Consider the following 6821-nt stretch of genomic DNA (forward strand, 5'->3'; position numbering starts at 1 on the left):
CGCTTGGATGATTGTGGACGAGGATCAACGCGGCGGACCCTAATTCGATCGCGCGACGTACCACCTCGCGGACATAGATCGCGGCCTGGTCGATCGAGCCCTCGCTGACCAGTTCGTCGCGGATCAGCATGTTGCGCGTGTTGAGATTGAGCACGCGTACGCGTTCGATGCCGATATGCGCCATGTCGGCGCGCAGATAGTCTAGCAAAGCCTGCCAGCTTGCCAGAACCGGGCGCTCGGCCACTTCGGCGCGCAGCAGCCTGAGCGCTGTCGCCTGCGCGATCTTGATCGCCGCCACCGCGCCTTCGCCCACGCCCTTTACACGCGCCAGCGCCTCGGCTTCGGCCGAAAAGACGCCGGCGATCCCGCCAAACTCGCTGAGCAGCGCCTTTGCGATCGGCTTGGTGTCGATGCGTGGAATCGCTGTGGCGAGCAGATATTCGATCAGTTCGTGGTCGAGCAGCGCGTCGCCGCCGCCCTCGATCAGCCGCTTGCGCAGCCTCGCGCGATGTCCGGCGCCGTCTTGGCTCTTGCCGTCCTGTTCATCCCCGCTCATTGTCGAAAGAAGTATAAGCGCTTGAACGCAACCGCAATGATGCTCGGACGTTTGGGTTGCGAAATGAACGATTGGCGTCGGGCGATGGGCGCGCGCGTTGGCCGGGAGGCGTGGTGAAGAAGGACGAAAGCCTGGTCGACGAACTCCGTGACGAGATCGAGGAGACCGTTGGCACGCATTGGCCGCCGCGTCCCCGACGGCTGAAGCGAATTGCGCTCGGCGTGACCGCAGTCGTCGCGCTGGCGCTGTTCGCGACCTGGACCCAGCGCGAACCGATCGCACGCAATATCGTCGAGGATGCGCTGGAGAAACGCGGCGTCCAGGCGAGCTACGACATCGAGAGGATTGGTTTCCGCACGCAGCGGATCGAGAATCTTGTCATCGGCGATCCGCGAAATCCCGACCTGACCGCTGAATGGGCGGAGGTGGTCACGCGGTACGGGTTCACGGGGCCTGGCGTTGCCGAAATCCGCGCGCATGGCGTTCGGCTGCGTGGGCGACTGGTCGATGGCAGCTTTTCGTTCGGCGCGGTCGACCGGCTGTTGCCTGAACCCACGGGCGAACCCTTTGCACTGCCCGATATAAGGGTCGTGCTCAGCGACGCGCAGGTGCGACTCGACCTTCCCAATGGCCCGATCGGCGCACGGCTTGAGGGGCGCGGCAATCTGTCCGACGGATTCCGCGGCAACCTCGCGGCGAATGCGCCGCAACTGGCGATCGGCGACTGCGCATTGTCGGGCATGACCGCGTCGCTCGATCTCGCGATCGACGACAAGCGCCCCAGGGTCTCCGGGCCGGTGCGTGCAACCGCACTTGCGTGCGCTGGTCAGGGGCTCGCGATCGACAGGCCACAGGCGGTGGTCGATGCGCGCTTCAATGAGGCGCTCAATCACTGGCAGGGCTCGGCGGGCGTCGATGTCCCGGTTGCGCGCATGGGCGACATGCGGCTGGGCGGTGTCATCGGCACGGTCGACTTCGACGGACGCAGCGCGGCGACGCGGGGGGACATAAAGGTCGCGGCGCAGGATATCGCGGCCGCGGGAATTTCGGGGCGGGGCGTTTCGCTCAAGGGCGGTTACGAGATCGGCGGCAAGCCCGATGGCGTTGCCGCGACCTTCGGTGGCCGCGCCGAAATCGAACGGGCGGCGCTTGATCGCCAGAGCCTTGCGCAGGTTGCGAGCCTCGGCGCCTCGGCAGAGGGCACCCCGGCCGCGCCGATCGTGCGGGCGCTCGCCAATGCCATCACGCGCGCAGGGCGCGATACCGCGCTCAGCGCCGATTTTTCGGTAGCGCACCGGGGCAGCAGCGGATCGCTGCGCATTGCCTCGCTCGCTGCGATCAGCCGCAGCGGCGCACGGATCAGCCTTTCGGACGGGCAGGGCGTTCGCTTCGGCTGGCCTGGCACGGGCGCGGCGCTCGTCGACGGTCGGCTGACGGTTGGGGGCGGCGGCTTTCCGGGAGCGGTCGTCCAGCTCAGCCAGCGCGAGCCCGGTGCACCGATCACGGGCAGCGCGGTCGTCGCACCCTACGCGGTGGACGGCGCGCGCCTGGCACTCACCCCCGTGCGCTTCACCGCGGACCGGGACGGCGCGACTCGCTTCGAAACACGCGTGACGCTCGACGGTCCGCTCGGCGACGGGCGTGTGACGGGGCTGACCTTGCCGATCGACGGCCGGTTGGGACGCGGCGGCGCCATGCAACTCAATCCGGGTTGCACGCCTTTATCCTTCGCATCGCTCAATGCGGCGGGGCTTGCGCTTGGCGCGAACCGCATGACGCTGTGCCCCAATGAGGGACCTGCGCTGTTTGCGATGAACGCTGCCGGCCGGATGAGCGGTGGCGTGCGACTGGCTCCCACGCGGCTGTCGGGCCAGCTGGGCGACAGCCCGGTATCCATTGCGCTGTCGGGCGCCGAGGTCGGCCTTGCGCGACAGGGCTTCAGCGCGCGCGATGTGGCGCTGAGGCTCGGTGCAGGCGAGAGCGTCACCCGACTGGATATCGCGCGGCTCGCGGGTGGTTTCCGGGACGGGGCGGTGGCGGGCACTTTCGAGGGCACGGGAGGCCAGATTGCCAATGTCCGGCTGCTCGTCTCCGAAGGCGCGGGCAAATGGTCGATCAGGGACGGCGCGCTGGCGCTCGACGGGCGCCTGCGCGTCGCCGACGCCGAGGCGCAGCCGCGCTTCAACCCGCTGGTGAGCGAGGATTTCACGCTGCTGCTCAAGGGCGATCGCCTGACGGCGAAGGGGCAATTGCGCGATCCTGCGAGCAAGACGGGCGTGGCCGATGTGGACATCGTCCACAATATGGGCGCGGCAACGGGCGAAGCCGTGCTGGATGTCGCGGGACTTGCCTTTGGCGAAGGGTTCCAGCCCGACACGCTGACCCCCGCCGCACTCGGCGTGGTCGCCAATGTCCGCGCCACCGTGACCGGTCGCGGCAATATCCGCTGGACACCGCAGGGCGTGCGCAGCGACGGCGTGTTCCGTACGCAAAATGCCGATCTCGCCGCCGCCTTCGGGCCGGTGACCGCCGCCACGGGCGAACTGCGTTTCACCGATCTGCTGGGGCTTGTCAGCGGGCCGGGGCAACGCCTGTATCTGGGCGAGGTCAATCCGGGGATCGCCGTGCTCAACGGCTATGTCGACTATCAGTTGCTTCCCGGACAGAAAGTGCAGATCGAGGGCGGGCGCTGGCCCTTTGCGGGCGGCGAGTTGATCCTCGATCCCACCGTGCTCGACTTTGGCGTCGAAAAGGAACGCCGGCTGACCTTCCGTGTCGTCGGGCTCGACGCCGCGCAGTTCATCAACCAGTTCGAGCTGAAGGACATCAACGTCACCGGCGTCTTTGATGGCACCATCCCGATGGTGTTCGACGATACCGGCGGGCGGATCGAGGGCGGGCGGCTGGTGGTGCGCGAGGAGGGGGGCACGCTTGCCTATGTCGGTCAGGTCTCCAACGAGGATCTCGGCATGTTCGGTTCGATGGCCTTCGACGCGCTGAAATCGATCAAATACAGCCGGCTCGCCATAGACCTCAACGGCCCGCTCGATGCCGAGATGGTGACGCAGGTGCGCTTTACCGGCACCAATCAGGGGACTGTCGACGTCGCGGCCTCCAGCCTGACCGCACAGTTCATCGGGCTGCCCTTCATCTTCAACATCACGATCCGCGCGCCATTCCGGGGCTTGCTCAATACCGCGCGCAGCTTCACCGATCCGAGCCTGTTGATTCGCCAGAACCTTCCCGGGTTCGAGGCGGCAGAAGAACCGGCAAAATCCGTTCAGCCTGAGGAAAGCGAGAAAATGCAATGAATAGCGCCAAGTTGACGAGGAGCGCTCGCGAAGCGGTGCGTGCCGGTCCACCCGGGATGTTGGCCCTTTTGGGGCTGTCCGCTATTCTTGGCGGGTGCATTCAGGTCAAGGCGCCGGACAAGCCGATCGAGATCAATCTCAACGTCAATGTCCGGCAGGAGGTGGTTGTACGCCTCCAGCAGGACGCGCAACAGTTGATTCAGGAAAACCCGGAGTTGTTCCCGCAATGACAAAGAACCGCAAAATCATCATCGGCCTGGGCGTCGCGCTCGTGCTGACCGCCGGCGTTGCGGGCGTGGCGCGCGCGCAATCCGGCGCGGTTTCCGCGGCGCTCGCCAGCGGAGACGTCGGCGAACAGGCCGATGGCTATCTCGGTTTCCGTAACCCGCCGTCGGCAGCGCTCAAGGCGGAAGTCGACGCGATCAATATCAAGCGTCGTGCGGCCTATACCGATCTTGCCGCCAAGCGCGGCGTAAGCGTGTCGGACATGGCCGCGGCGACGGGTTGCCAGACGCTGACTTCGAAGGTCGGCCCCGGCCGCGCTTATCGCCTGACCGATGGAGTCTGGCGCGTTCGCGAAGGCAGCGCCCCGGTCCCCAAGCCCGATTATTGCCCCAGCGTGGGCTGAATCGCTCCGCCTCCGCCGTCATGACGGCGGAGGCGGAATTTCAGCCGTCTACCAGGATGATATCCCATTGGAGCGCCAGCATATCAGGCGCTCTTGGCGGCGGCGGAAGTCTGCGCGCGATCAGCGTTTCGGGGGCCTCCGAGACTTTGAGCAGGAAATCCGACGCATTGAGCGGCTCATCGGGGATGAACATCTGCGATACGATTCGGCTGGTACGGCCCTGCACGTCGAAATGGACATGCGGAGTTCGCACGCGTCCATCGGGGATGCGATATGCGCCGGGCTTTACCGTGCGAAAACGGTAGCGTCCCTCGGCATCGGCCAGTTGAACTCCAAAGCCCTGAAATCCGGGGTCAAGCGCAACGCCCGACATGTCGGCGGGATGTGCATAGCGGCCCGCGGCATTGGCCTGCCAGATCTCGATCCGCGCGCCCGCCGCCGGGGTTCCGTCGGGCTTGAGCACGCGCCCCGAAAGATCGACGATCTGGCCCTTGGCGTGGGTCGCAATGCCATTGACCACGGTGAGGTCGCTATCCTGATCGAGCGGCCGCTGCATGGGGTAGAAGGGGCCGATCGTCATCGTTTCCGTCGGCGTTGCGCCAAATACCGCGCTGCCGATCAGGCCCGAACCCAGCACGGTGAGACCACCTGCTGCCAGCCCAAACAGTTCCCGGCGGGACTGTGGATACGCATTGCCACTCTCACGGATGACGCTTCGATTTTGCGAATCGACGATATCCATGCTGGTCGCTCCCCTGCTGCGATTGGGGCAGGTGCTGCGTAGCACAGCCCCGATGCGCGCCAAAGTGCGCATCCGGGCGAATCCGGCCGGGTGGCGATCATTTGGGCTGCCAGCACCAGTCATGCCGAAAATCACCTAAAACCGTGGGCTTTTACGTACTGCACCACTGCGGTTGACTTAGACGGCATCGCTTCCTAAACGGGCCGCGCCTTGGCGGGCTCGCTCGTCGGTCGTGCTATGCCCGGTCTTCGGCTTGAAGAAGGGTAGAGGATGACGGAAAGCGATCCTGGGCAGGACCCCATCGAAGAGGACGCTCGGCTCTCGTCGCTCAAGCAGCGGTTGAGACAAGCGCACCACAAAGAGAAGGTCAGGAAGGGCGCGCCGCGGGACGGCCATGACGAGAATTATCGTCTGGGCAACCGGGTGCTTGCCGAACTGATCGGGGGGATCGCAGGCGGTACGTTGATCGGCTGGGTGATTGATCGCCTGGCGGGTACGTCGCCCTGGGCCCTGCTGGTGATGATGTTCTTCGGAATTGTCGTTGCCTTCAGGAATATCATCAGGATTTCAAACCAGCGTTCGAAGTGATTTTCGGGCGCTTTGGTTGCAGGATTTGGGATTTATCGCGTGGCAGCCGAATCTGGTAAAATCGATCCGATGCATCAGTTCACGATCGAGCCGTTGTTCGGCACCGATCATCTGAGCATTGCCGGTTACAACATCGCGTTCACCAATTCCGCGCTGTGGATGGTGATTACGGCGGTGCTGCTCTGGGTGTTCATGCTGGGCGGCATGAAGCGCCAGCTCGTCCCCGGCCGCTGGCAGGCTTCCGTAGAGGCGATGACGGGCTTCATCTCGAACATGCTCATCCAGAATGTGGGTGAGGGCGGGCGCAAATACGTGCCCTACGTCTTCTCGCTCTTCATGTTCATCCTCTTCGCGAACATGCTGGGCATGTTGCCGATCGGCCTGTTCGGCGCGCATCCCTTTACCTTTACGAGCCATCTGACCGTCACCGGCATCCTCGCGATCATGTCTTTCTCGATCGTGCTCATCGTCGGTTTCTGGAAGCACGGCCTCCACTTTTTCTCGCTGTTCGTGCCGCATGGCACGCCGCTGCCGATGATCCCGATCATCGCACCGATCGAGTTCGTCTCGTTCATGGTGCGTCCCTTCAGCCTCGGCCTGCGACTTTTCGTTGCGATGACCGCGGGGCACGTGCTGCTGAAGGTGCTTGCGGGCTTCGTCATCAACAGCACCAATGCCGGCCTCGGCTACGGCGTGATGGTGGGCATTCCCAGCTTCGTGCTGATGATCGGCATCACCGCGCTCGAGGTGCTGGTCGCCGGCATCCAGGCCTATGTTTTCGCGCTTCTCACATCGCTCTACATCAACGATGCCGAGAATCTTCACTGATTTTTCAAATCACTAACAATCGAATTTAAGAAAAGGAGTTATTCAAATGGACGCAGAAGCAGCAAAGCTGATCGGTGCAGGTCTCGCAGCCATCGGCGCCGGCATGGCCGCCATCGGCGTGGGTAACGTTTTCGGCTCGTTCCTTGAGAGCGCGCTCCGCAACCCCGC

7 protein-coding genes and 1 pseudogene are annotated in these 6821 nt (G+C 64.4%); 6 read left to right on the top strand and 2 right to left on the bottom strand.

Translation table 11 applies throughout. The features are described 5' to 3' along the window. Positions 1–556, bottom strand: a 556-nt coding sequence (locus MKI88_RS20875; protein ID WP_241633482.1) for a RadC family protein, incomplete at its 3' end; no start/stop codon positions are given. A 113-nt stretch (positions 557–669) separates the two neighbouring features. Here MKI88_RS20875 and MKI88_RS20880 point away from each other — a divergent pair. The 3 genes from MKI88_RS20880 to MKI88_RS20890 are packed head-to-tail and all read left to right on the top strand — an operon-like array spanning position 670 to position 4495. Continuing rightward, positions 670–3867: a YdbH domain-containing protein gene (locus MKI88_RS20880; RefSeq protein WP_241633483.1), complete on the top strand. Its 3198-nt coding sequence runs from the start codon at positions 670–672 to the stop codon at positions 3865–3867. 56 nt (positions 3868–3923) lie between these two features. Continuing rightward, positions 3924–4097, top strand: coding sequence for a YnbE family lipoprotein (locus MKI88_RS20885; protein ID WP_119765559.1), 174 nt, complete (start codon positions 3924–3926; stop codon positions 4095–4097). After that, positions 4094–4495 carry a YdbL family protein gene (locus MKI88_RS20890; protein ID WP_241633484.1) on the top strand — a complete coding sequence of 134 codons (402 nt, stop codon included), beginning with the start codon at positions 4094–4096 and terminating at the stop codon, positions 4493–4495. Before MKI88_RS20885 ends, MKI88_RS20890 begins: the two co-directional genes overlap by 4 nt. A gap of 40 nt (positions 4496–4535) precedes the next feature. On the opposite strand, the gene MKI88_RS20895 is transcribed toward MKI88_RS20890, so the two are convergent. Continuing rightward, complete coding sequence (locus MKI88_RS20895; protein WP_241633485.1) at positions 4536–5237, bottom strand: protocatechuate 3,4-dioxygenase; 702 nt, start codon at positions 5235–5237, stop codon at positions 4536–4538. Positions 5238–5507: 270 nt separating this feature from the next. Here MKI88_RS20895 and MKI88_RS20900 point away from each other — a divergent pair, with 270 nt between their 5' ends. From MKI88_RS20900 to MKI88_RS20910, 3 genes and pseudogenes are all read left to right on the top strand, one after another. Next, a complete protein-coding gene (locus tag MKI88_RS20900; protein WP_241633486.1) occupies positions 5508–5825 on the top strand; it encodes an AtpZ/AtpI family protein in 318 nt (105 codons plus the stop codon). Positions 5826–5894: 69 nt separating this feature from the next. Next, the gene (locus tag MKI88_RS20905) at positions 5895–6653 is read left to right on the top strand and encodes a F0F1 ATP synthase subunit A (protein ID WP_241633487.1); all 759 of its coding nucleotides are present in this window, start codon (positions 5895–5897) and stop codon (positions 6651–6653) included. 46 nt (positions 6654–6699) lie between these two features. After that, positions 6700–6821 (top strand): annotated as a pseudogene (locus tag MKI88_RS20910) (F0F1 ATP synthase subunit C); the annotation flags it as partial.

The sequence above is a fragment of the Sphingomonas sp. LaA6.9 genome, from assembly GCF_022601895.1.
Classification (GTDB): Bacteria; Pseudomonadota; Alphaproteobacteria; order Sphingomonadales; family Sphingomonadaceae; genus Sphingobium_A.